Genomic DNA, 24,194 nt, shown 5'->3' on the forward strand with positions numbered 1-24,194 from the left:
ATATTACTTTTAAAATAATCAAGATACGGTTGATAAACAGGCACAGCATCTTGTATGGTTCAAGATGTGCAGGGGCGGGCCCTTGAGCGATGTAGCGCCCGCCCTTTTTTTCTCAGGTAAGATTAAACATAAACCCGATACCATAAACATTGCGGATGCTGATATTTTCGTTGCCCTGAAAGTATTTGCGGAAGCGGGATACAAAAACATCCAGACTTCTCCCTACAAAGTAATCATTGGCGCCCCATACCTGGTGGAGTATATCTTCCCGCCGGATCACTTTATTACTGTTGTGATAGAAGTGCAATAGCAGGTCACTTTCCAATGGTGTCAGAATGGTTTCTTTACCATTGGGGGCTACCAGTTTAAGTGAATCTTTATGAAAGCGCATGCCGCCCAATTCAATGGCATTCACTTTGGCGATGGTGTTTACAACCTGGTTTCGTTTAAGAATATTTTTTATGCGCAACACCAGTTCATCTACGTCAAAGGGTTTTACAATGTAGTCGTCGGCACCGATCTTCAGACCATATAAACGGTCTTTCTTTTCACCACGTGCGGTGAGAAAAAGGAAGGGTACATTGGGCTGTATTTTCATGATACGCTGTGCAAATTCAAAACCATCCATTTCAGGAAGGTTAATATCTATCAATATAATATGCCAGGCCCGTGGCGTGGCAGTAAATGCTTCCAATGCAGCCTGACCGTTTTGTTGCCAGTCAACCGCAAAGTCCATCAGCTCCAGGTATTGTTTCACTACATTACCGAGGTCTGTTTCATCTTCTACCAGCAGAATGTGATGTTTCATGTGATGATGTTTTTTGTAGGTATGCTAATTGTAAATGTACTGCCAGCTCCCGGCTCGCTGAAGACCCTGATTTTCCAGCCATGTGTATCAACGCATTGCTTTACATAATAGAGCCCCAGTCCTAAGCCCTTGGTGGGTTTGGAAAGCCGGGGTTGATGGCGGTAGAATTTTTCAAAAATATGGCGCTGGGTATTGGCATCCATACCAATACCATTATCTTTTATGACCAGGTCCAGTCCTTCTTTTTGTTGCAGGACGCTGAGCATAATTTCTTTCTGTTCATGATCATTATACTTCACAGCATTGTCCAGGATGTTTTGCAGGAGTGTCGTAAAATGGAATGTATCTGTTTCAATGCTGGCCGGGAAATTTTGTTTGTTAAAAGTGAAGCGTATGGCTTGGTTGGAGGTATTAAGACTATATACCGCCAGTATTTCCGTGATCAGTTCCTGCAGATCATTCGGAGTCCGTTTGAGTTGCAGCTTTTCCGTGGCTGCAATGTTAATCACTTTTTCTACCAGTAGTTTCAGGCGTTCTGCCTGCCGGTGAATAATCACAGACAAAGCAGTAACACTCTGTTTATTGTCCAGTGTTTTTTCGTTCTGTATATTTTTATTGGCTACAATAATAGCAGTGATAGGGGTATTGAATTCGTGGGTAATATTATTGATAAAGTCTGACTTCATATCCGACAAATGTTTTTGCCGGATCCATTTATGCAGGGTAATACCGAAGAGGGTAATCACTGCCAGCAGCGTGAGTATACCAGGTAGAATGGTATATCTCATTTGTTGCAATACCAGTGTACGGCGGTTATATGGGTCTGCATAAAAAGAAAAGGAGAGTGAATAGGAATAGGGCAGGGGAGAATTGGCTACCAATGAGGAGGCAGCACTGCTTTCACTCAGTTGTTGCAGATTACCACAAATATACAAGCCCATTTCGGACTGGTGGGCAGACGGGATGAGTGGATATTTTTTGAACCGGTTATAGAGGTTCACATACTGGTTGTCTTTGAATTTAATATCAAGCCGGTGGATGCAAAGTGCATAGAGCAGGGAATCCTGGATGCCATCTTTTACTTTGATGGCTTTCAGTAAACTGTCTGCATTTTCATGTTTTATTAATTCACCAACAATATTGTTTACCAGGTGCTGGGCGGCTGTATCAAAGCTTTGCGGATTGGTTTTATACAAATTTTCCAGGTAAGCATATTGCGGTATAATAATGGAGTCGAGCAATGGCTGTCCGCCCGGAAACAGTTTATCGTTGGCGATGGCCAGGTTATAGGCTTCACCTATCCTGCCTTTTTCCACGTAATTAAATCGGCTGTCGAGCAGCTGATAGGTATTGTATATCAGGAAAAACTGTACAATGGCCAATGCCACGATACATATAACTGCTGTCAGGATATACAGCTTGATGGAATGCCTCATTTCCTGCGTTATTAATTTTGGTTGCTATGCTGATACTTCATTTATCACCGGCAATAATAGTCGTGCTAACGGATCTGCATCCCGTTAGTTTCCGCTTCCTGTTATTAAATATGATTTGCTTGTTGTTGGCTGTTGCTGCCCTAAGATACTACTTTTTTGTATTAGAAAATCGATTTAGCAAATTAAATTATCAAGTGCTTTTAGAGAGAGATGAAACTGGCCATAGTTGCATCTCTGCCGCGTATGACGATCGCTTACTTCGTGTAATACCGTCTGCCTATAAACGACAGGGGTAGTCCGATCATGACCATGAGGATGGCGATATTCAGCAGGGCGCTGACTAAATGAAGGGGGCCGTGAGGAACATGACTCAGCGGGAGGACGATGAACTGCATGATGGTCCACACCAGCAAGCCGTACGCGAGACCTGTTGCCACCGGGTAGTTACGGAGGCCGGGTATTTTAGGATAGATACTCAGGAAAATAAAAGACCAGGTGCCTGCGATGAGGTAATGAAATAAGAGTCCCAGCCAGGTCATAGCCGGATTGCCATTGAAGGCTTCCTTGCCAAATACGCCGCTACTGATATAGGCGAATAGTTTGGAGAGTGGCGCCCCATGGGAAACGATCGTGAAATAAACGGAAGCAGACAGGATATCCAATGTACCGGTAATGATGCCGGCAAATAAAACGATACCCGGAAAGGTGGAAGGAAGACGCATGTGATTGATTGTTTAAGCGGGCATTTTGGTTGCTTCTCTTAAATTATAATATTCTTTCATAAAAACATGAGAAAAGGGCGAAAATTTAACGTCTTATGTGAAGGGATTATTAACAAATATTAAAAACTGCTTAAAATTTTTGCATTTATTATTGATAATCATTTATATATAAATTAGTATTAATAAAATTTAAACAGGTGATTAAATAAACGCTTGTTTAAATTAAACGTTTGTTTAACTTTGCTTTGTCAAATCTAAAAAAGGAACATGGAAGAGTATAGTGAAAAACAGCTCTCAATTTTAAAGGTTGCAGAGCGGCTATTTGCCGATCAGGGCTTTCATGGCACATCGGTAAGGGACATAGCGCAGGAGGCGGATGTAAATATTGCCATGATCTCCTATTATTTCGGATCAAAGGACAAATTACTGGAGACTATTTTCAGATATAGAATGGAAGCATCCCGTAAGTTCATTAATGAATTATTGGAGAACGATACGATGGAGCCACTTGAAAAGATAAACAGTCTCATCGACCGGTTTATTAATAAGATGCTGGGAGAGCAATATTTCCAGTGCATTATGAGCCGGGAACAATTAAACAGCCAGCAAAGCCCCGTAAGGGATTTGATATGGCAATTGAAAGGGGAAATGCTCGGGTTAATGCAGCCCATTGTTACCCACGCGCAGGAAGCGGGCATTTTTCATAAAGATGTAGATGTTGAAATGTTGATGACGACTTTATTCGGGACTATTCATCAGGTAATACCTGCTCAGCATATACTAAGGAAAAGCGCTCCATCCGACGCCATCAGTGACGAAGATTACAGCGTGTATATTAAAAACAGAGTAAGTATACATTTAAAAAAATTGTTCAAAGCAATCCTAACACATGAATTCTAAAAGCATATACGCACGATTATATGCGCTTGCATCGGGAATCCTGCTGACTTTTTTCTTTCAGACAGCATCCGCACAACAGAGCGTAAAACCGCTTTCGTTAAATGAAGCCATATCGCTGAGTATACAAAACAGCAAACAATTAAGAGTGAGCCACGCTAAAGTAGAACAAGCCACTGCCTCACTCAAAGAAGCAAATGAACGTCAGTTACCCGATGTGAGTGTTTCCGGTTCTTATCTTCGTCTTACTCAGCCGAACATAGACCTGAAACTGAAGCTGGGAGGCAACAGTGGTACCCCTACAGAAAGTCCTAAAGTAAATCAGGCAGCTTACGGATCAGCCAATGTGTCTATTCCGATTTTTGCAGGTGGAAAATTACAGAGTGGTAAAGAATCTGCCCGTTACCTCGCAGAAGCAGCCAGGCTGGATGTTGATAAAGACCGTGAAGATGTTATCCAGAACACGATTGCTGCCTACAGCAATCTGTATAAATCAAAAGCTGCCGTAGCACTGGTACAGGAAAATATCCGTCAGTCAGATGAAAGAGTAAAGGAATTTTCCAACAAAGAAAAGAATGGCCTGCTTGCCCGTAATGACCTCTTAAAGGCAGAACTGCAACAGTCTAACTACCAACTGGCATTAATGGACGCTGAAAACAACCTGAAAATCGCTAACCTGAACATGGACATCATGCTGGGTTTACCGGATAACACCGTGATTCAGGTAGATAGCACCATCTTTAAAGTAGATAACAATATTGATGGTCGTGGTGTAGCGGAATTTGAGCAACTGGCTTATCAGAACCGTAAGGATGCGGCATCACTCAGCGCCCGCGAAAAGGCAGCATTTGCCGGTGTAAAAGGTGCAAAAGCTGATTATTATCCTTCACTGGCAGTGACCGGTGGATACATTGCAGCTTATGTACCGAACCTCATCACCATTACCAATGCAGTGACTGCAGGGGTAGGTGTTAAGTATAATTTATCTTCTCTCTGGAAAACAGGATCAAAAGTAGCTGGTGCTAAAGCTCAAATGGCAGAAGTACAGGCCAACGAAGCGAAGATTGCAGATAATATACACCTGGACGTGTATCAATCTTACGAAAACTACCTCCTGAGCCACAAGAAGATGGACACTTATATTAAGGCGATAGAACAATCAGAAGAAAACTACCGGATTACGAAGAATAAGCATGATAATAACCTGGCTACCACCACAGATCTGCTGGATGCAGATGTGGCTAACCTGCAGTCGCACCTGAACTACGCTTATGCTAAAGCAGATGCACTTGTAGCTTATAACAAACTGTTACAGGCAGCCGGTATACTGGAACCCAACAATAAATAATACGATCAAACCAATAAATATCAAAGCCGTGGAAACGCAAACTCAAACAAAACCTACTAACAATATAAACATGCAGGAAACAACCGCGCCTAAAAAGAAAAGCAAAGGGTTCGTCATAGTGCTGGCAGTGCTGGTGCTGGGTGGCGGCGCATTTGGTATCACGAAATATATTCATGGTCAGCACCATGAAGAAACAGATAATGCGCAGATCGATGCTAATGTAAGCCCGGTTATACCCCGCGTATCCGGTTATGTGAAAGAAGTGAGAGTAAAAGATAACCAGTTCGTGAAGAAAGGCGATACCCTGGTGATCCTGGACGACCGCGATCTGGCTATTGCGGTACAACAGGCAGAAAACGGTTTGTTTGCAGCGCAGGCTAACCTGGGTGCTGCAGAAGCTTCTACCGCTGCTGCACAGGCAGGTATCAGCACTGCTCAGGCGCAGGTAGGTACCATCGATGCACAAATCGAAGCAGCGAAAGTAAACCTCTGGAGAGCCAGTCAGGATTTCGATCGTTACGCTAACCTGATCAAAGATCACTCTATCACACAGCAGGAATTTGAACAGGCTTCCGCTGCTAAACAAACGGCTGAACGTCAGCTGGATGTATTAGCTAAACAGAAAGCTGCTGCCGGTCGCCAGACCAGCGTGGTAACTTCTCAAAGTGGTGCTACTTCCAAACAAATCAATGTGGCAAATGCCGGTATCAAACAACGCCAAACCGATGTGGAAAACGCGAAACTGAACCAGTCTTACGCTATTATCACAGCTCCTGAAGATGGTGTACTGTCAAAAATCTTCGTACAGCCAGGACAGTTTGTTGCAGCCGGTCAGTCTTTATTCAGCGTGGTACTGAACACCACACCATGGGTAGTGGCCAACTTCAAAGAAACACAGCTGGACAAAATGAAACTGGGCCAGAAAGTAACCGTTCATATAGATGCTTACCCTGGTAAAGGTCTGGAAGGAAAAGTAACTTCTTTCGCACCAGCTACCGGTTCTAAATTCGCCCTGCTGCCAGCAGATAACGCTTCTGGTAACTTCGTGAAGGTGGTACAACGTTTACCGGTGAAAATAGAGTTCGATAATCCGAATGATGAACTGGTAAAACAGTTACGCCCGGGTATGAACGTACTGGTAGATGTGCATCTCAACTAATCATACAAATGAATAACAACTTATCCGGAGTTAATAATTAATGGAACGGAACCATGCAATAATTAACAGACAGGCGTAATCGATTCGACACAATATATTATCAACAGAAAGGATCATGTTCGTCATTAATTATTAACTCCGGGTGAAATTGTTCTCATTCAAAATACAAAGTGCTGCATGCAACAAGAATCATTGATAGAATACGGCTCGCGCAGGGTGATCATTACGATCACCGCTATATTCTGCGCCTTGCTGGAGATAGTGGATACTACTATCGTAAATGTGGCGTTGAATGACATGCGTGGTAACATGGGCGCTACGCTCAGTGAAATAGGATGGGTGATTACGGCATATGCCATCGGTAACGTAATCATTGTACCGATGACCAGTTGGTTATCACAACAGTTCGGCCGTCGTAACTACTTTGCGGCGTCGATTATTATCTTCACCGTTTCCTCCTTCCTTTGCGGTAACGCAACTACCATGTTTGAGCTGATCATATTCCGCTTCATACAGGGTTTAGGTGGAGGTGCATTGTTGGTAACCTCACAAACTATTATCACAGAAAGTTATCCGCCTGAAAAACGTGGGATTGCCCAGGCCATCTATGGTTTAGGAGTAATCATTGGTCCAACTTTAGGACCTCCGTTAGGTGGTTTCATCACAGATAACTACTCCTGGCCTTATATCTTTTACATCAACATCCCTATCGGCGTGATCGCTACACTGCTTACGCTGCAGTTTGTTCGTAGCCCGAAATATGGAGAAAAACGTTCGGTCAGCGAAATCGACTTCCTCGGTATCGGACTCCTGGCATTGATGGTAGGCTCCCTACAATTTGTACTGGAGCGCGGACAGGAAGATGACTGGTTTAATGACTCCACCATTACGGCTTTAACGGTAACAAGTGCATTGGCCCTGTTCTTTTTTGTATGGCGTGAGCTTACTTATAAGAATCCAATTGTGGAGCTGAGGGTGCTCAAAAATGGGAACCTCCGGGTAGGTACTATCCTGTCGTTTATCATGGGCTTTGGGTTATACGGATCTACGTTTATTATACCCTTATATACACAAGGCTCACTGGGATGGACCGCTACACAATCAGGTATGCTGATGATTCCGGCCGCATTGACTACGGCAGTTATGATGCCGCTGATTGGTAAAATGCTGGAAAAAGGGATACCACAACAATACATGGTAGCCAGTGGTATGTTCCTGTTCTTTGTCTTCTGTTTCTGGGGATATAAGATCATCACACCGGCTGATACCGGTTCTGAATCTTTCTTCTGGATGCTGATTGTACGTGGTATTGGTATGGGTTTACTCTTTATTCCTATCACCACTTTATCATTGTCTGGATTGAAAGGCCAACAGATTGGTCAGGGCGCCGCCTTTACAGGTATGATGCGTCAGTTGGGAGGTTCATTCGGAGTAGCATTGATTACTACGTTTATGGCCCGCCGGAATATGATGCACCGCAGCGACCTGGTAGCTAAACTGGATACCAACAACCCTGATGTAATTAACAGGGTAAATGGTTTACAGCACAGCTTTACTGCCAAAGGTATGGATCCTCATCAGGCCCTGAATACCGGCTATAAGTTACTGGATTTCACAGTCACCAAACAGGCAGCCACATTATCTTATATGGATGTGTTTCTGTACCTGGGAATTCTGTTCCTGATCTGTGTGCCATTTGTACTGATGGTAAAAGCTAAGAAAGCACCGAAACTGGATCCGTCTGCTATGCACTAACGGAACAGTTTTCAACATAAAAATATTGTTGCAATAACAGTGTAACAGTTGTAGGTTTAGGTAAATAAGCCCCGATTTTAATCGGGGCTTTTGTTTTGTCGGGCCAATGAATTAAATTCATATAAAGTCCCCACACTATGGAAACATTTGGTCACGTAAGAATGGTGATAGGATTTATCCTTAGTCTTAGTATTGCACACCTACTGAAAGGCACTGCCAAATTTATACAACATCCCAACCGGGAAAAGCCTTACTGGATTCACCTTTCCTGGGTATTCTATATCTTTATTCTGCTGATACATTTCTGGTGGTGGGAAATGCCCCTGTATTCCATCAAAAAATGGACCTTCCCGGAATATATCTTCGTGATATCCTTTATCACCACTTTCTTCCTGCTTTGTGCATTACTGTATCCGGATGACCTGAAAGATTATACCGGTTACCCCGACTACTTTTATTCGCGGCGAAAGTGGTTCTTTGGTGTACTGGCCTTTTCCTTTATCGCAGATGTCGTGGATACTTTATTAAAGGGAGAGATATACTATCATCATTTTGGCATCGAATATCCGATACGTAATGTCGTTCATATTGTGCTGTGCCTGTTGGCCATCAGAATCAGTAACCGTACCTTTCACGGGGCCCTGGTACTTGCTTTTATTTTGTATGAGATGTCTTATATACTCCGGTTGTATTTATCTGCTTAATATTAAAAAGGCAGCTACAATTAATCAGTGGGAACTGCCTTTTTAAAACATACACTTTCTTCTACGCCAGCGTATTGTCCATAATTTGGAATGATGCTGTAACCATTTTTATGATAGAGTGCAATTGCCTCCGGTAGTATTTTGCCTGTTTCCAGAATACAATAGGATGCATGTAATCCGACTGCCCACAATTCCAACGCTTTCAATATTGCCGTAGCAACTCCCTGTCCACGGAATTCCTGTGAAACAAACATTCTTTTTATTTCTATTCCATCTGCTTCATAGGCTTTGATGGCGCCACAACCAGCTGGAATGCCGTCAATATATGCCACGATGCAGTGTTTAATGTCGGCCACTTTATTGAATTGTTCATAAAAAGACTGATCCTCTCCATTGCGTTGAGCTAATAGTTTGTCCAATGCTGTTACCAGCGATCTGAAGTCGGCGTTGTTGGAGTCTGTCCTGATTGTTTGTATCATCTTGATAGCTTTACACTGGAAATATTATATTCCGGTGTAAAGCTAATAAAGTAATTAAAAATTCAATGCCACTTTTGTAAACAACCGGATGCCGTTAAAGCCCATCTGTACTGCATCCCAGGGGCCACCGGTTTCACCGTCATATGCAGATAGTTTTGCGCCCGGCACATAACCCAGGTCAGGATGCACATTGAAAATATTATCTGCGCCCAGGAACCAGCTTACATGAGATGAGAAACGGAAACTGGCATAAAGGTCTGTGGTTACTTTACCCTTGTAGTTAAACTGTTCCGGTACAAGCGTACCGTCTTTGTCCAGCGCTACGAGGGGGCTGATACCGGTACCTTCCAGGTTGGGATCTCCGGGTAAGCCGGTACCTTCTTTTGCCGGATCACCAGCAAAGCCATAGCCCAGTAACACAATTTTACCGTAGTAGACTAAGCGGGTACCAATACTGAATTTTTTGATGCCATATTCAAGATTCAGTCCCAGCTTGGCTGGAGGAGCAGATGCCAACACAAAATGTTGTTCTCTTTCACTGAAAAATTCATTGCGGTGCAGGTAGCTGTCATTTAGTTTATCCGGTACATTGATCTTGTCAATATTCATGTGCTGAATATTCCCGGTAAATAATGCACGGAAATGCTGATCGCCCCATTTTTTATTGTAGTCGATAACGAGGTCAAGACCCGTATTGGTGGTGTTTACTGCGTTGGCAAAAAACTGGGCATTATCAATTCTCAGGTCGTTGAGCGCTTTGAGAAATACAGGATCTAATGTAGCATCGGATTTATTAAACTGTCCGGATAATACAATCCTGTCTTTTACCTTTACCAGGTATCCATCCAGCGTGATGGTCAATTCTGAGATTGGCTTCCAGGAAAATCCCAGGCTGGCATTCAATGATTTTTCCTGTTTTAATGCAGGGATGCCGGCAGATTGGGTGATGATATTACTGTTCGGCGCAATTTTCACTTCTGTGATACGGCCGCCCTGTACGTTAGTGAACTGGGAGCTATAGTTAATTTGCTGGAGAGAAGGTGCCCGATAACCGGTACTAACGGAACCGCGTATATTAAAATGTGGCGCCACCTTATAACGTGCTGCCAGCTTATAGTTGCTGGTAAAGCCAAAGTCGTTGTAGTTCTCTGCACGGATGGCAGCGCCCAGCAGGAATTTTTTAGTGATGTCCCATTCTGCATCTACAAATCCGGCGATGTTGGAGCGGTTGGCGCTCACTACATCGGTAGGACGGTAGCCAGGAAATCCCTGTGCACCGGTGGCTTTAATAAATGCAGGATCATAATTCTTCCAGGAGTTTTCATCACCTGCATATATTTTGTAGTTTTCGTAACGGTATTCCGCACCCAGTGCCAGGTTAAAGCCGGCGCCTATATTAGGAATGTCTTTGGAAAAAGTGAGGTTGGTAGTATTCTGTAAAAAGGAGTAGCCACCATCGTTAAAGTGTGTGGGGCTGGTACTTCCCAGGGATGCATTGAAAGTTTTATCTCCATAAAAATGAAAATCGTTCCTGCCTAATGTATTACTGAAATCCCATTTCCAGTCGTTATGCGTGCTGCCTTTTACACCGGCAGCCAGCGATACATCCTGGATATGTGTTTGTATATGTGGATTATAAATGGTGTCGGGCGCCGCGCCAGGAGTAGGAATGCTTTCCATGATATCCGGATAAAAAATCAGGCCTCCTGCTGCATTGGTAGGAAAGCGTTCCGGGTGGCCACTGAAAGCCCGTGTATAGGCGAAGGCGTCAGACGATTTATAGTTGTAGCCACCAAATGCGTAGATGGTGGTGGCACTGCTGCCTACCGGTACTTCCAGGTTGATCATACCGCCACCGGTAGTAACAGAACCATCGCCATGGGCGCGTCTGCCGGAGTTAATCGGCAACCCATCGGTATGGGTAAGATTGGTGTCTGATACCTGACGGAATGTTTTACCCTGTTTCAGGAAGTTGCCGGAGAAGTTAATAAACCCACCGCGTTTGCCCAATGGAAGCCCGTAATTGAGCCCAACGGTAACGGTGTTGCCATCTATAGGGTTGGCATATTCATATTGCTTTAAATCACGGTTAAAATAAGTATTGTATTTATGATCATAGTAGCCGGCATAACCGGTGGTAATATTCAGGTGGCCGATATCTTTTTTCAGGATGATATTTATAACTCCTGCAATGGCATCAGAACCATATTGTGCAGAAGCGCCATCGCGGAGGATTTCCACACGGTCGATAGATGCTTCCGGAATGGCATTGAGGTCCGTACCGGAATTACCACGGCCCCTGGTGCCAAATACAGCCACAAAAGCTGTTTGATGGCGTCTTTTGCCGTTGACGAGTACGAGTGTCTGATCGGGTCCCAGTCCTCTTAAGGTGGCGAGATCAATCTGATCGGCACCATCGCTACCACTTTGTTTGTTGTAGTTAAAAGAAGGAGCGGCGGCATTCAGCAGGGAGGTTAATTCCATTTTGGCGCTTGGGAGACCGGCCTGGTTTACGCTGATTACATCCACCGGCACGGGTGTTTCCGTTTTGGCCCGCCCTCCGCCACGGGTACCTACAGATACAATAGGACCGAGTTCGGCAATCAATGAAACCAGTTGTACATTGATCTGCGTTCGGCCGTTGACGTTTTGTTGTTGGGGCGCATACCCGATGGAACTGAATTCAAGGATATCGCTGGCAGCAGCATCCAGTGTAAAAGTACCAGCGGCATTGGTTTGTGTGCCTTTGGCAGCGGATTTAACATGTACGGTAACACCTTCCAGGGCAGCACCTGTACTGGCATCTGTTACTTTACCGCTGATTTTCTGGGCTTGAGAAAAAGAGTAAGACGCGCATAGCAATATACTTGCTAGACAAGGTAGAAGTTTGAGGCTCATATGCAGGGCAGTTGTTTCCTGAATTTAATCAAAAAAACCGGAGATGTAAAGTAAATCTCCGGTTTTTCTCCCTGCATGGATATTATAGCAGACTATAGTGGAATACCTGCTTTCTTATAAATAAAGCTGAGAAGCCAGGCCGGCCCTATGAGCAAAAATTGCAGATCCTTGAAGAAAGAAGGTTTGGCGCCTTCGATCTTATGTCCGATAAACTGTCCTATCCAGGCCAGTACAAAAATGGCCAGTGCTACCTGCCAGATGACCAGGCCGGAAACGGCGATTAGTCGCCATAACCAGAGACAAAGAATACCAATTATCAGCATGCCTGCCGCCAGGGAAGGAGAGAGACGCACATAATAAATGATCAGCAGCAGTAATACCACATGCGCTAACGTGATATACATGTTTATACCGGGTATGGGTAACGGCACAGCATATAAAAAGCCTACTATACTGAAAAAGATAGCCGGTACACAAACCCAGTGAATCAGCTTGTTGGTATGATTACGGTGGCTGCTGCCGTAATCGTCCAGCCATTGGTGGATAGTTTTCATCGTGGACGCAGTTTTAGTCGTTGCTCTATTAAAATACGTTAAATAAAGCATTGGTAAAAATTTACACTGGTATTTATTTCCCGCCAGCCATCATCTTTTTCATGCCTTCCCGCTCATAAAATAGAAAGATGCTTCAGGTATTCCCGCATGATTCATGATAAGTACAGCGTGGATTTGAGCGCTATCAACAGAGGAGCAAATGTGTTCTCATAATTCCTTCAAAAGGAATAGATTTGAATAATTAATTGATTGTATTATGGAAACCATTGGATTTATAGGAACCGGACATCTCGGTTACCCGATTGCAGAAAACCTGCTAAGAGCAGGATATACCGTGAAAATATATAACCGTACCCGGGAGAAGGCATTACCACTGGAACAGCTGGGGGCAATACTGGTTGGTAGTCCGGAGGAAGCGGCAGTGAAAGGAGGCATAGTACTTAGTTTGGTGGCAGATGATCATGCCGTGAAAGCTATTGCTACAGATGCTTTGATAAAGGCGTTGGGTGCCGGTGGCATCCATGTGTCGATGAGTACCGTGTCGCCGGATATATCGAGGGAACTGGCGGCGCTGCATCGGGAGCAGGGCGTAGAATTTGTGACGGCGCCTGTATTTGCACGTCCGGAAGCTGCTGCAGCCAAATTAGGCAATGCCGTTATTTCGGGGGAAGCAGCGGCGAAAGAAAGAATCAAGCCCTTATTGGAGGCTGGATTTGCCAAGAATATTTTTGACCTCGGAACAGACGCCGGCAGCGCCAATGTGTTAAAGCTGATTGGCAACTTTATGATCGCCGGTGCTATTGAGTTAATGGCGGAATCATTGGCACTCGCAGAAAAGAATAATGTGGATCCGCGTGTGGCGCATGAAATGCTGACCAGTACCTTGTTTACAGGGCCGATATTCAAAAATTACGGCACCATGATACTGGACCGGAAATTTACGGGCAACCCGTCTTTTAGCGCAGCTTTAGGTTTGAAAGACATGGACCTGGTATTGCAAACTGCACGCAGGTCGTATACGCCGATGCCGATAGCTAACCTGGTACAATCCAGACTGACCAGCATTCTGGCCAAGGATATTCATGATGCAGACTGGATCGCCCTGGCAATGGGCGCATTGGAAGATGCTGGAATTACCTCTTAAACATGATGCACCCGGTTGTCCGGGATGCGCAAATGAATGCCTCATAGTTTGCCGTCAAAATAGCAACGCAGCACGTTCCCGGGCTGCGTTGCTATTTTAACCTTTATCTGCCATTGCTACTGCCGCTGTTTTTTTAACAGACTTATGAGCCATGGCATCTTCCCGGTGCAAAGTACCCCAGTCAGAAATATGCTGTAACATGCTCTCCATACTCCATCCAAGTGGGGTGAGTTCATATTCTACACGAGGCGGTACTTCGGGGTATACAATCCGCTTCACAAGGTGATCGTTTTCCAGTTCTCTCAACTGCAGTACGAGCACTCTTTCGGAAATACCGGAAATGGACTTCTTCAACTCACTATAACGCATTTTACCATCCAACAACCGCCACAGTATGCTGGGCTTCCAGCGGCCGCCAATCAACGACAGGGTATAGGCTGTTCCGCAGTCTCCGCGTAACTGTCTTTCGTTGATAGCATTAGAGGAATTTTCTTTTCGCATACAATCATTTTTTCTTTCTGATGTAAAGATACGTAATGCCTGCTATAGTGCAGGAAATCGCTATCCTTTTGGTAACTCTGTTGCTGGCTTATTTTGGCGCAGGCCCCTATAGCATCGATAACAGGAAAGCGGGATTTGCCAGCCCGGAATAAGAATTACGGATTTCAGATTTATGGTAACGGATATAGGCGCATACCATGCAGATACATTACCAGGGACCGGGGATCCGTGATTCTTTTCTATTTTCAGGCTTTAATAACCTGATACACTATCTATTATATGAAGAAAAGCCTGGTATTATGTCTTTTATTGTTTCACGCCTTTATTGCCTGTGATGATCCGGCCTCACCCCAAAAAAAGGCCGATATCATTCATCTTGAAAAAATAACCCGCGATTCGGATATCCTGGCACTATACCCTGCACTGCAGTTTACCCACGGGGGCCTGGACCGCTATGAATTTTATGACGAAAGATACCTGCGGTTCGAGGACATCCCGGTGAGATACATGAGCCTTTCTATGTCCGACGATCAACTGCATGTCAGTAATGTGGACATAAAGCTTTTTAAACAAAAGGAAGACGTTAAAGCCCTGAAAGATAAGCTCACCAAAGCTTACGGTCAGCCGGGCGGAGACTCTTCCAATGACTTTTCCACTTTCGGTGATGAAGAGCTACTTGTATGGAAGAATAATCATCAGCTGGTGGGCCTTTTTACAGAGAAGAACTTTGAAACCGTGGCTAAGATAACAAAAGAGCCTACCGTACATATTGTGTTTGTTAAACCAGAAGAAATCAATAACTGATGAACAGATTATATACCGGCGTCCTGCTGCTATTCGTAATAACCACCAGCAGCTGTACCCACCAGCAAATTCGCATAGAAAATATACATAACAGGCAACAACTGGATTCGGTTATTGCCTTATTGCCTAAAACAGATGTGAGAATTGATTCTGTACCTGTACGTATCCTGCAGATGCGTCTGAAAGGACTCTTCACCTATTATGGACAACCCGTTAACGAACTGCAGGCATACACTAAAGATGAGAAATTGACCCGTATTGGTTTTGATATGGAGAAAGGAGCCCTGGATGTATTGAATGCACTGGAAACTACAAATGGTACCGGGTTAAAAGAAAGCTCCAGTACACGCTTAAGCTGGAAAACAACAGAAAAGAACATCGAGTTTGGCGTGCCGGATTTTGAAGGCAATCTGCTTACTTTGAGCAACAAGGAAAAAGCATCCATCTCCCTCAGCTTTAACAATCCGGTTAAAAACCGTATTACCAGCATCTACACCTCCCTGCATCCATCTTCCAATACAAATAATTATAAACTGGAGGTAGACAACGATGAATGCGGTTACCGCATTTATGTGAATGGTTTTTTAGCATTGGAACATCTGGGTGCCCGCACACTGGGTGTTACTGCAGATATTAACCAATACCTGGTAAAAGGAAAACAACAGCAGATCACGGTAGAAGTGCTGCCGGGAAAAGATTACAATGGGATCTCCCGCAAACAGCTGCACCTGGAATCAGTGGTACATGTTGTGATGAACAGGTGGAGTGAAAACTCCAGTCAGTCACCGGTGGTACTGGATTTTCGCACCCCTTATGTAGATACCAGTCTGCGTACGGGCGAAAATTCCTCCCGGTATACCAGGGTATCGAAACTCCGTGGACAGTTATCCGCCAGGGTGAATAACGATTTTGAAATAGATGCGGTGCCCTATGAATTGCCCTGCTATGCAGTAGCTACCGACATCCGCAAAATTCCGGATGCGAAAGAAAAGATCCTCGCACATTATCACAAACTGCAGGAAGCATACGAAAAAAAGGAAGCGGAGCAACTGGAAAATTTGCTGTTCCCGCTGGAGCAAAATAAGCAAATAGCCTGGTACCAGTTTAAAGCAACAGATAGCCAGTCGGCCTGGACAAACATTATGGAAAGAGCCAAAGGGGCTACCGGTAGTAAGCTGGATGAGAAAGCCACCCTGTACATTACACCAGATGGCCGCTTTGCTAAATTATTGCCTTCGGATGGCAGCGACAGACCGGCGTTTTACCTGGAAGATGCTGCCAATATTTATCCGCTGGACTATTATGTTGCCATCAATAAAAACGGGGAAGTACAATTCGCCGTGAATTAATCGCCCATTAACTATACTATAATGACGTTCAATAAACGCATCACCTTTATCGCCCTGGTTATTATCGCTGCCGGTGCCTGTAAATCAAAGCAGCCCCCATCTGCCGAAGTACTTGAATTTGTGAAATCATTTGATGGGAAAACATTACCGGAAGCGCGGGAGTTACTGAATTCAGAAAGTGAAAAAGTAACCAGCTTCATCGATTTTATGAAAAGCTTCGAAAAGGAAAAGCCTAAAAGCTTTAAGCCGGAAGAAGAGGAATTTGACCAACCATTTAAGTTAACACCAGCAGAAGAATATGCTGCCAAGTACAACGCTTACTTCGATGGTATAGGTTTCAAACAGATCATGGAGGCGCCTAACAGCACAGTAGGTACAGATGGCGCATTTCGCAGCAGCAGTGACTTCTCCGGGATCGATGCACCCGACTTTACCACCGCGAAGATATTTTTCCATGATGGTACTACGGACACGAAGTCATATGCCATGGATGCTTCCACCAACATTCCGGTAGTGAAAACAATGGATAGTATCGTAGCCGATGTCAGCTACAGCTATCCTACAAAAATTATAGTACTTACGCTGGACAAACAACACGACAAACTCACTTATAAAGGTGCTGAAATAAAGATTGATAAGATGAACGATAACCGGGTGCGGTTAATGATGGGAGACAGCGCATTCAAGGACTATATTCATGTGGAGGCTTTGAATAAAGATGGTAAGCCATTAGGATATAGCAGCACCAACAGCGGTGCTAATAATCCCGAAGATATGACACGTTTGCTGCTGAATTTCAGTAAAACACTGAAAGGGTTGATCCGTAAACTGGATAAAGGCGCTTTTAAAGATGTAGCGGCACTGCAAAAGGAAATTGCCGCTGAAATGCCGGATGGATCGCCCTTTGACGAAGGCCATAATGGGTACACAGAAGGATATTACAGAGGTAATGTAGCGAAAGTAAATGTATACATGGCAGATAGCCGTCATTCAGAAAAGAAGCAAATGACCCTGAAAAATCTGGAGCCCAATTATGCCGGGCTGTTTCTGACAAAAGATGGTAAGAGCGGTAACTATGGCTTCACAGATGCCAGTGGCAAATTTGCGATTGCTCCCACCTATAAAAAATTATCTGCCCTCAATGCTTACTTTTTTGTGAATGAGGACTATAACGGGATTTACTATTATCGGCTGGATACTGCAGGCCGGAAGCTGGTGAAGATAGATGATGTAGTCAAAGAACTAAACTCACAACTGGCTACTGTACATAAAGAAGGTAAGGCCAATTCTATGGGTTTGATGGATGGCAATGGCAACCTGATCATTCCAGCCGCTTATGATGCTATTTACCAGGACCCGGAAGAAGCGGTACTGTATGCAAATAAAACCGAAGAGGACGGGCCACTGCAGGGCATCAATACGTTGTATGATTACAATGGACATCTGATATCACCTGATGCCTTCTACACTTCCGGTGGCAGCTATCATAGCGGCTTTTTGCTGGTCATTGACAAAGCACATAAAATTTATTTTATAGATAATAAAGGGAAGAAAGCGATCGACCTGAAAGGATATGTAGATGCAGAACCTTTTTCTGACGGATTGGCACGGGTAAGAGTGGCTGGTGGAAATTATGGGTTTATTAATACCAAAGGTGCGTTGGTGATTCCCTGCATCTATTCATCGGCTTCAGCCACCTTTAGTGGTGGTTCGGCGATGGTTCGGAGGGAAAATGGTGAGGTCAGCGAAGCAGGACTCATTAATACAAAGAATGAACCGGTACTTCCTTTCAGAAAAGCGTCTTCTACTTCAGAATCGGGAGAGGGGCTGAAAAGAGAGTATACGATTGATGGTAAAACATATAACGCTCGAGGGGTAGAGTTACCAGCCGATAAGTAGCGGTTGGTTTTTAGTGAAATGCAGCGAAGAATCTTCTTCGCTGCATTCTTTTTTCATAAGTATAGGGGATTGTGTTATTCTGTCTTTTTATCTGCTTCATTTTTCTTTGCCACATCTTCCAGTAATTTCAGTCCGAGCAGTCCGCTGATAGGGCCGTTGGCACCATCGCCGCCGCTGATCAGCACATCCGGCATGATGCGGATGTTTTGTGCGCCGATAGCTTCCATTACTTTCAGTTGTGTAAAGTTGTTGCCACCCATCGCTTCTACGGCCAGTTTGTACGATTCTGCGCTGGACTGACCGATCGCCAGGATCTTTTCCGCTTCCGCTTTACCGGTGAGGGCAATTTTTTCCGCATCTGCTTTCGCGATCCATTCGGTACGTTCTGCTTCTGCTTTCGCGAGCAATCGTACTTTTTCCGCTTCACCACCTGCCAGTAATTTCATACGATCACTTTCTGCGTTAGCCTGCAGACGTACGCTGTTGGCGTCACCGGTCGCTTTCTTTACAGAGGCATCCGCATGTCTTTCCGCGATCCATACGCCCTGATCGGCTTTTACGATTTCTTTCTGCATTTCTGCAATCGCCGTTTCTTTTTCGAGCGACTGACGGGTTTCCTGTGCCAGTCTTTCTGTATCGTAGGTGATCTTCTGTTCTTCCGCTATTTTACGGTCTGTCAGTGTTTTCATCAGTGTTTCAGGGGGCACGATGTCACCAATGAGGGTATCTACACCAAACACATTATACTGATCGAGTACCTGTCCGATATGTTCTTTGGCTGAGGTTTGTCTTTCCTTACGGCTGGTGAGGAAGCTGATTACATCAGAGCCCTGGGCCGAGTTACGGAAGTAGTTACCGATGGTTGGTTCCAGTACCTGTGTCACCAGGTTACTCATATTACCGAATCGGGCAATTACTTTAGGCGCTTCGTTGGTAGGGATATGAATGATCTGGGCAACGTCCAGGTTAAAGGTAAAACCGTCGCGGCTTCTCACCGTAATGGTAGACAGGTTTTTATCCAGCTGGTGGGCTTCGCTTCTGGCAGAGGCCCAGTTCAGTACCAGGTTGGTGGTAGGTACCAGTTCCACTTTCATGATGTAGGGGTTTACCGGGTATTTACCGGGTCCTAATGGTTCTGCCCATACACCTTTGGTGCCTTTAGCCACGATGTTACCGTGTTTGAATTCTGCGCCGCTGATGTCTACACCATCGTTACCTACGAAGGAAATGACTACGCCCACGTGTCCGATGGCGATTTCTGTCATCTTTACCATTTCCAGTTTGGCAAACCAGGGGTTGATGAAGTAGGAACCGGCCAGTATTACCTGTTCCTGCAGACCTTTGTAGCCACCTTTATCGAGGAAGGCATCCACGTCCTGGAAGTTATTGTGCTTTTCAATGGTTTTACCTGCAATGGAGCCGGTTTCTATGGCTTGCCCTTCCAGGGTGGTGACGATACCTACTGCGTTGTCGGGGATAGACAGCATGTCTGTGATTTCCACTTCAAACAGGAAGGTATTGATACGATAAGATCCGGGGGTGATAATGGCTGTTTGGCGTCCTTTGCGGCCACCATTCTGCAGGAATGCTACCGCATCCTGGAAGGAGTCGCAGGGAACTTTACGCGCGAGGATAGAACCTGTTTCCAGTTCCGATCCGTCTTTCGCCAGCACCAGTCCGATTTTGCCGGTAGGGATGATGGTAAAGGGCTGAAATGCCACGCTGTATTGCCATATCCATCTCCAGAAATACACGCCGGGAGCCAGGGTTTGGGCCTGGAAGCCTGCTTCACCATTGGAAGCCAGGATGCGGCCTTCGGGGAGTTCCTGCTTGCCCAGGAGCACGAATTTTTTAGTCACCAGACCGATACGGTCTTCCGGTACAATTACTACGCCAAAGCATATACGAAGAATTACCTTGTACAGTAACAGGCATAGCAGGGGCACGCCAATGAGCACGGCCCATTTGATAACAGTGTTTTCCATTGTTGGGTTGTTGTTAAGTGTTTAGGTAATGCATTTGTACGGTACACAGTGATGCTGCTGACGGACATGTCAGTTCAGAATTTGGGCTGTGCAGACGTATTTCAGAAATGGGGAGGAGAGGTATTAAAGTTTGTGGCTATGAAAGCGATAAGAATATTGTTGCCGGAGCAATTGTCAGATTCCATTGTAGTAATGAATTACGATGTAAAAGTGATGATTATTTTTCATCCGTCAAAATATTTCGGATAGATTTCTTTTGAAAAGGCTACCCTGTTTTTTTGATTTTTCAAAAAACGCCCTATATTGGAGCTGTTTAACCATTTTTCACGTTGCTAAAACGATTTTTCTGAGCAAATCAACCAAATAATTTTTTATATTTGTTATGGTTAAACGATTTAGCAAACATTCTATCTTGAATTTTTATGGAGAATTCCACGGCGTTAGGAATAGATATTGGCGGCTCTCATATTACCGCAGCACTGGTTGATCTGGGCACAAGAACTATCATAGAAGGTTCCTGGAACCGCACGCGTATTGACTCACAGGGAGCAGCTGCTGACATTATAGCGTCATGGTCGGCCGTTATCAGCGAAGTATTTACCAAAGCGCCGGCAGGCATTAAACATATTGGTATTGGCATGCCTGGCCCCTTCGATTATGAGCAAGGCATTAGCCTGATGAAAGGGCAGCATAAGTATGATGCACTATATAAGCTACATGTAAAAGACTTACTGGCAGACAAACTGGGCATTCAACCGGAGCAGATCCGCTTTATCAACGACGCCGGCTGTTTCCTGCAGGGCGAGGTGTTCAGCGGCGCCGGTAAAAACTACCAACGGGTAATCGGTCTTACTTTAGGTACCGGTTTAGGTTCCGCCGTTTATCGCGATGGCGTGGCAAACGATGCCAACCGTTGGTGCTCCCCCTTTAAAGATGGAATAGCGGAAGATTATCTGTCTACCCGCTGGTTTGTAAAACGCTACCAGGAAGTAAGCGGCGAAACAGTACCAGACGTGAAAGCACTGATTGCACGTATAGCCGTTGACGATAGTATTCCCGAACTCTTTAATGAATTTGCCCACAACCTGGCCACCTTCCTCATCGATTTTGTACAGGCCGAACAACCGGAAGCTATTGTGATTGGCGGCAACATCGCCAACGCAGCTGACCTCTTTTTTCCATTACTGATTACAACACTGCAACAACATCAGATCAATATTCCGGTAGTCACCGCCAGCTTAGGTGAAGCTGCTGCCCTGATTGGCGCGGCGAGTCTATGGTATTTAGCTTTTAGCCATTAGCTGTTAGCTGTTAGGAAATGCAGCGGAGAATTTCATGTTAGCTTTTAGCCATTAGCTGTTAGCTATTAGGAAATGCAGCGGAGAATTTCATGTTAGCTTTTAGCCATTAGCTGTTAGCTGTTAGGAAATGCAGCGGAGAATTTCATGTTAGCTTTTAGCCATTAGCTGTTAGCTATTAGGAAATGTAGCGGAGAATTTCATGTTAGCTTTTAGCCATTAGCTGTTAGCTGTTAGGAAATGCAGCGGAGAATTTCATGTTAGCTTTTAGCCATTAGCTGTTAGCTGTTAGGAAATGCAGCGGAGAATTTTATGTTAGCTTGTAGACATTAGCTGTTAGCTATTAGGAAATGTAGCGGAGAATTTCATATTAGCTTTTAACCATTAGCTTTTAGCTATTAGGGAAATGCAGCGGAAAATTTCATATGTTAATCTCCGCTGCATTTCCTAATAGCTAAAAGCTAATGGCTAAAAGCTAAAAAAGATTTATATTGGGCGCATCAACCACTTCTAAATATTTACTGTTTGAACGACGTGTCAACTGCGGCCAATAATATCTTGTGGGAAAACATCATCCAGGGTGATCAGGAAGCCTACAGGGAATTATATGAGCTGTTTGCAGAGATGCTTTACCGCTACGGATTGCGTTATATACAGGATACGGCTACTATAAAAGACTGTATACAGGACCTTTTCACAGACCTTTACCACTACAGACGAAATCTATCTCCCAAAGTAAATATCCGATATTACCTGCTCCGGTCATTCCGCCGGAAAATACATGTGGCCATCAAAAAAGGCGCTGCCATAAGCCAGACCACTGACGCAGAAGATTACTTCTCCGTAAACTATGAGCCGGATGCGGAAGAACTTATCATTGCTGCAGAACAGCAGCAACAAATGCTCCGCCTCCTTGCAGAGGAATTGAATGCTTTGCCCGCCCGCCAAAAGGAGGTGCTGTTCCTGAAATTTAATTGCGACCTGTCTTATGATGAAGTGGCAGGCATTATGAAAATAAGCATTCCTACCTGTCGTACACTCGCCTACAGAGCCTTCCGGCAACTCCGCACCAATATGGAAAAAATGCCCGTACTCCCGCTCCTTGTCCTGTTAATGTCCTGGCTCGCTCAAAAAAATAATTAAAAAATAATTGCTTTCAGGAGTCTATGTCGCGGCTGTTTGCTTCTCTTTATAGTAAATACCCTGTATGAAGCCCGGCAAGAAACAACTGAAACTGGAAGATATACTTGGCAATGATCAGCCACCAACCGCGCAAAATGAAGACCCTGCGCAACTGGAGCTGGCAGCTGCTGTACAGCGTATGATCACGAATGCCGGTAATGAAGCATGGGATCCTGCCGATAAAGAATCGTTATGGCAGGATATTGCCGGTCACCTTGTACCTGAAAAATTCCGTTATCGCTACCTGTTCCTGAAAATAGCTGCCGCGGTGTTATTATTGCTGACCGCTGGCGCCTGGCTCCTGTGGCCGAGGCAACATAGTGCGTTGGTGCAATTTGCACAGCAGCAGGGCCCTATAGAAAGCGCTACAGATACCCGTTTGATCCTGGGACAAAATAAATCAGTAGTGGTAAAAGGAAAAAACTCCTCACTGATATATGCCGGTGGTGGTACCGGTGTAACCATTAACGCCAACAGCACCGCCATACCGGCCGATGCCTATAATACCCTGCTGGTACCCTATGGCCGTCGTTCCCGCGTGCAGCTGGAAGACGGGACCGTTGCGATCCTTAATGCCGGATCCCGCCTGGTATATCCGGCTTCTTTTAAAGATAATAAAAGAGAAGTATACCTGGAAGGTGAGGCTTTCTTCGACATTGCCCCCAATGCACAGTCACCATTTTTTGTATATGCCTCCGGTATAGAAACGGAAGTATTGGGCACTACTTTTAATGTGAGTGCTTACCCGGATGATGCACAACAAAACCTGGTACTGGTGTCTGGAAGTGTACGCCTGCACCTGCGGGAGCATGGCTTATTCGGCAAACATGCACAACAGCTGGAACCGTCCCAAATGGCGACGGTCAGTCCCAAAGGAGGTGACCTGCAGGTAAGCCGCGTAAATGTGATGACCTATACTGCCTGGAAAGACGGACGCCTGCTGTTTGTCCGCACCCCGATGAAGGATATCCTGAAAAAATTAACGCGATACTATAATATACAGCTAGACCTTGCATCGACACAACCCGGACTGGAAACCTGTTCCGGCGACCTTAACCTGGAGGAAAACCTTGACGATGTACTGGATGTCATCTGTGCTACCAACTCGCTGCGCTATGAGCGCCATGGACAGCGCATCGTACTAAAAGAGAAAGAGTAAAAACAATACATATCACCAAAAAAAACCGGAAGATGGTGGGACATCTTCCGGTCGCACTGCCCCCGCTGCAAAGCGGGGGACGGGCTTGTCTTTTTGTTTAACGAAAAAAAACG

The 24,194-nt window shown here is 44.9% G+C and carries 20 protein-coding genes; 12 read left to right on the top strand and 8 right to left on the bottom strand.

What is annotated here, in order from left to right; translation table 11 throughout:
• Positions 1–112: 112 nt before the first annotated feature.
• From AB4Z08_RS23175 to AB4Z08_RS23185, 3 genes are all read right to left on the bottom strand, one after another.
• Positions 113–808, bottom strand: coding sequence for a response regulator transcription factor (locus AB4Z08_RS23175; RefSeq protein ID WP_441576170.1), 696 nt, complete (start codon positions 806–808; stop codon positions 113–115).
• On the bottom strand, positions 805–2,244 hold the full coding sequence (locus tag AB4Z08_RS23180) for a sensor histidine kinase (RefSeq protein WP_441576171.1): 1,440 nt from the start codon (positions 2,242–2,244) through the stop codon (positions 805–807). Before AB4Z08_RS23180 ends, AB4Z08_RS23175 begins: the two co-directional genes overlap by 4 nt.
• Before the next feature lie 254 nt (positions 2,245–2,498).
• The gene (locus AB4Z08_RS23185; protein WP_441576172.1) at positions 2,499–2,966 is read right to left on the bottom strand and encodes a hypothetical protein; all 468 of its coding nucleotides are present in this window, start codon (positions 2,964–2,966) and stop codon (positions 2,499–2,501) included.
• Between the two features lie 267 nt (positions 2,967–3,233).
• Here AB4Z08_RS23185 and AB4Z08_RS23190 point away from each other — a divergent pair, with 267 nt between their 5' ends.
• From AB4Z08_RS23190 to AB4Z08_RS23210, 5 genes are all read left to right on the top strand, one after another.
• The gene (locus AB4Z08_RS23190; RefSeq protein ID WP_441576173.1) at positions 3,234–3,866 is read left to right on the top strand and encodes a TetR/AcrR family transcriptional regulator; all 633 of its coding nucleotides are present in this window, start codon (positions 3,234–3,236) and stop codon (positions 3,864–3,866) included.
• Positions 3,856–5,211 (top strand): TolC family protein, encoded by a 1,356-nt coding sequence (locus AB4Z08_RS23195; protein WP_441576174.1) that lies wholly within the window; start codon positions 3,856–3,858, stop codon positions 5,209–5,211. The genes AB4Z08_RS23190 and AB4Z08_RS23195 overlap by 11 nt, the downstream gene beginning before the upstream one ends.
• 70 nt (positions 5,212–5,281) lie before the next feature.
• On the top strand, positions 5,282–6,370 hold the full coding sequence (locus AB4Z08_RS23200) for an HlyD family secretion protein (RefSeq protein ID WP_441576175.1): 1,089 nt from the start codon (positions 5,282–5,284) through the stop codon (positions 6,368–6,370).
• 177 nt (positions 6,371–6,547) lie between these two features.
• On the top strand, positions 6,548–8,125 hold the full coding sequence (locus AB4Z08_RS23205; RefSeq protein ID WP_441576176.1) for a DHA2 family efflux MFS transporter permease subunit: 1,578 nt from the start codon (positions 6,548–6,550) through the stop codon (positions 8,123–8,125).
• A 137-nt stretch (positions 8,126–8,262) separates the two neighbouring features.
• The gene (locus tag AB4Z08_RS23210; protein WP_441576177.1) at positions 8,263–8,829 is read left to right on the top strand and encodes a hypothetical protein; all 567 of its coding nucleotides are present in this window, start codon (positions 8,263–8,265) and stop codon (positions 8,827–8,829) included.
• 20 nt (positions 8,830–8,849) lie between these two features.
• Here AB4Z08_RS23210 and AB4Z08_RS23215 read toward each other — a convergent pair whose 3' ends face one another.
• The 3 genes from AB4Z08_RS23215 to AB4Z08_RS23225 form a co-directional block, all read right to left on the bottom strand.
• Entirely contained in the window at positions 8,850–9,308 is a 459-nt protein-coding gene (locus AB4Z08_RS23215; protein WP_441576178.1) for a GNAT family N-acetyltransferase, read from the bottom strand.
• Positions 9,309–9,362: 54 nt separating this feature from the next.
• Positions 9,363–12,206 carry a TonB-dependent receptor gene (locus AB4Z08_RS23220; RefSeq protein WP_441576179.1) on the bottom strand — a complete coding sequence of 948 codons (2,844 nt, stop codon included), beginning with the start codon at positions 12,204–12,206 and terminating at the stop codon, positions 9,363–9,365.
• A gap of 92 nt (positions 12,207–12,298) precedes the next feature.
• Entirely contained in the window at positions 12,299–12,760 is a 462-nt protein-coding gene (locus AB4Z08_RS23225) for an Mpo1 family 2-hydroxy fatty acid dioxygenase (protein WP_441576180.1), read from the bottom strand.
• A 256-nt stretch (positions 12,761–13,016) separates the two neighbouring features.
• Here AB4Z08_RS23225 and AB4Z08_RS23230 point away from each other — a divergent pair, with 256 nt between their 5' ends.
• Positions 13,017–13,904, top strand: a complete 888-nt coding sequence (locus tag AB4Z08_RS23230) for an NAD(P)-dependent oxidoreductase (protein WP_441576181.1) — start codon at positions 13,017–13,019, stop codon at positions 13,902–13,904.
• 96 nt (positions 13,905–14,000) lie between these two features.
• Here AB4Z08_RS23230 and AB4Z08_RS23235 read toward each other — a convergent pair whose 3' ends face one another.
• Positions 14,001–14,405 carry a winged helix-turn-helix transcriptional regulator gene (locus tag AB4Z08_RS23235; RefSeq protein ID WP_441576182.1) on the bottom strand — a complete coding sequence of 135 codons (405 nt, stop codon included), beginning with the start codon at positions 14,403–14,405 and terminating at the stop codon, positions 14,001–14,003.
• A 279-nt stretch (positions 14,406–14,684) separates the two neighbouring features.
• Here AB4Z08_RS23235 and AB4Z08_RS23240 point away from each other — a divergent pair, with 279 nt between their 5' ends.
• Genes AB4Z08_RS23240 through AB4Z08_RS23250 form a run of 3 tightly spaced genes read left to right on the top strand, consistent with a single transcriptional unit; the run spans position 14,685 to position 18,457 of the window.
• On the top strand, positions 14,685–15,209 hold the full coding sequence (locus AB4Z08_RS23240; RefSeq protein WP_441576183.1) for a hypothetical protein: 525 nt from the start codon (positions 14,685–14,687) through the stop codon (positions 15,207–15,209).
• The gene (locus AB4Z08_RS23245; protein WP_441576184.1) at positions 15,209–16,558 is read left to right on the top strand and encodes a hypothetical protein; all 1,350 of its coding nucleotides are present in this window, start codon (positions 15,209–15,211) and stop codon (positions 16,556–16,558) included. Before AB4Z08_RS23240 ends, AB4Z08_RS23245 begins: the two co-directional genes overlap by 1 nt.
• Positions 16,559–16,579: 21 nt before the next feature.
• Entirely contained in the window at positions 16,580–18,457 is a 1,878-nt protein-coding gene (locus AB4Z08_RS23250) for a WG repeat-containing protein (protein WP_441576185.1), read from the top strand.
• Positions 18,458–18,531: 74 nt separating this feature from the next.
• On the opposite strand, the gene AB4Z08_RS23255 is transcribed toward AB4Z08_RS23250, so the two are convergent.
• On the bottom strand, positions 18,532–20,442 hold the full coding sequence (locus tag AB4Z08_RS23255; protein WP_441576186.1) for an SPFH domain-containing protein: 1,911 nt from the start codon (positions 20,440–20,442) through the stop codon (positions 18,532–18,534).
• A 422-nt stretch (positions 20,443–20,864) separates the two neighbouring features.
• On the opposite strand from AB4Z08_RS23255, the gene AB4Z08_RS23260 reads away from it, so the two are divergent.
• The 3 genes from AB4Z08_RS23260 to AB4Z08_RS23270 all read left to right on the top strand — a co-directional run bounded on the left by AB4Z08_RS23260 (position 20,865) and on the right by AB4Z08_RS23270 (position 24,081).
• Entirely contained in the window at positions 20,865–21,743 is an 879-nt protein-coding gene (locus tag AB4Z08_RS23260; protein WP_441576187.1) for an ROK family protein, read from the top strand.
• 531 nt (positions 21,744–22,274) lie between these two features.
• On the top strand, positions 22,275–22,883 hold the full coding sequence (locus AB4Z08_RS23265) for an RNA polymerase sigma factor (RefSeq protein ID WP_441576319.1): 609 nt from the start codon (positions 22,275–22,277) through the stop codon (positions 22,881–22,883).
• Between the two features lie 64 nt (positions 22,884–22,947).
• Positions 22,948–24,081 carry a FecR family protein gene (locus tag AB4Z08_RS23270; RefSeq protein ID WP_441576188.1) on the top strand — a complete coding sequence of 378 codons (1,134 nt, stop codon included), beginning with the start codon at positions 22,948–22,950 and terminating at the stop codon, positions 24,079–24,081.
• The last annotated feature ends 113 nt before the right edge of the window (positions 24,082–24,194 follow it).

The organism is Chitinophaga sp. RAB17, assembly GCF_052114225.1.
Taxonomy (GTDB): Bacteria; Bacteroidota; Bacteroidia; order Chitinophagales; family Chitinophagaceae; genus Chitinophaga.